At 68.5% G+C, this 1,728-nt stretch carries 1 protein-coding gene; it reads right to left on the reverse strand.

The window, feature by feature from the left end; translation table 11 throughout:
* The coding region (locus KRR26_RS36450) for a condensation domain-containing protein (RefSeq protein ID WP_236069655.1) at positions 1 to 1,728 on the reverse strand (1,728 nt) is incomplete at both ends.

Genomic DNA, 1,728 nt, shown 5'->3' on the forward strand with positions numbered 1-1,728 from the left:
ACTCGGGGCCCGCGCCGAGGGAGCGGAGCCGGTGGGCGAGCTGGTTGGAGCGCGCGTCGAGCTGGCGGTAGGTGAGAGAGGCCTCGGGGCTGATGACGGCGAGGGCGTCTGGAGTGAGGGCGGCCTGGGCTTCGAAGAGGGAGTGGAGGAGCGAGTCGCGGGGGTAGTCGACCTGCGTCTGGTTCCACTCGACGAAGAGTTGCTGCCGCTCGTGCTGGGGAAGCAGCGGGAGCTGGGTGATGCGCGAGTCGGGCTGCGCGACGATGGCATCCAGGAGGATGTGCAGGTGCTCAACGAGGCGCGCGATGGTGCGCTGCTCGAAGAGGTCGGTGCTGTACTCCATCGAGCCCTGCAGGCCCTGCTCCGTCTCAACGAGCATCACGCTGAGGTCGAACATGGAGCTGCGGGTCTCGAACTCGACGGGCTTGAAGACGAGGCCCGGGAGATGAATCGCGCGCGAAGGCACGTTCTGCAGCACCAGCATGGACTGGAACAACGGCGCGTGGCTGAGGCTGCGCGCGGGCTGGAGCGCTTCGACGAGCTTCTCGAAGGGGACGTCCTGATGCGCGTACCCCGCGAGGGTGGTGGCGCGCACCTGCGCGAGCAACTCGCGGAAGGTCATCTCTGGGGTGAGCTGCGCGCGCAGGACGAGCGTGTTGACGAAGAAGCCGATGAGGCCCTCCGTCTCAGCGCGCGTGCGCCCCGCGATGGGCGAGCCGACGGAGATGTCGAGCTGACCGGAGTAGTGCGCGAGGAGCGACTGCCAGGACGCGAGGAGCACCATGAAGAGCGAGCTGCCTTCATGTCGTGCGAGCGTCTTGAGCGAGTCCGTGAGTGCCTTGGGCAGAGAGAAGGCGAGCGTGGCGCCAGCGGTGCCCTGGACGGCGGGTCGAGGCTTGTCGGTGGGCAGCTCCAGGAGCGGCGGAGCGCCGGAGAGGTGACGCTTCCAGAAGTCGACCTGACGCTGGAGGACCTCGCCCTGGAGCCAGCCGCGCTGCCACGTCGCGAAGTCCGCGTACTGCATGGGCAGCGGCGGCAGCGAGGGCTGGCGACCGTCACGGATGGCCGCATAGAGCGCCGTCAGCTCGCGCACGATGATGCCCATGGACCAGCCGTCCGAGACGATGTGGTGCATCGTCACGAAGAGGACGTGGTGCTCCTCGGACAGGCGAAGCAGGGCGGTGCGCAGGAGGGGCCCATTCGCGAGGCTGAAGGGCTGAGAGGCCTCGTGCGTCGCGCGACGACGCACCTCGGCTTCGCGCTCGAACTCCACCAGATGCGACAGGTCCGTGACCTCCAGCGCCCAGCGGGCAGGAGGCTGGATGACCTGGACTGGCTGGCCTTCGTGCTCCGCGAAGGTGGTGCGCAGGGACTCGTGGCGCTCGATGAGCGCTTCGAATGCACGGCGCAGGGACTCCACGTCCACGCGGCCATGCAGGTGCAATGCGGACGGGAGGTTGTACGCGGGAGTCTCGGGCTCCAGCTGATCGATGATCCAGAGGCGCTGCTGCGCGAACGAGAGCGGGATCGCCTTGGCGCGCGCGGAAGGCGTGACGGTCGTCGTGATGAGCGCTGCACGCGACGCGGTGGGCATCAGTCCGTCGATGCGACGGGCCAGGGCCTCGACGGTGGGCGTCTCGAAGAAGGCCTGGAGGGGCAGCTCGACGGCGAAGGCCGTGCGGACGCGAGACATGACCTGGGTGGCGAGGAGGGAGTGGCCACCGAGTT

It is taken from the genome of Citreicoccus inhibens, assembly GCF_019039035.1.
In the GTDB taxonomy this organism is placed as follows: Bacteria; Myxococcota; Myxococcia; order Myxococcales; family Myxococcaceae; genus Citreicoccus; species Citreicoccus inhibens.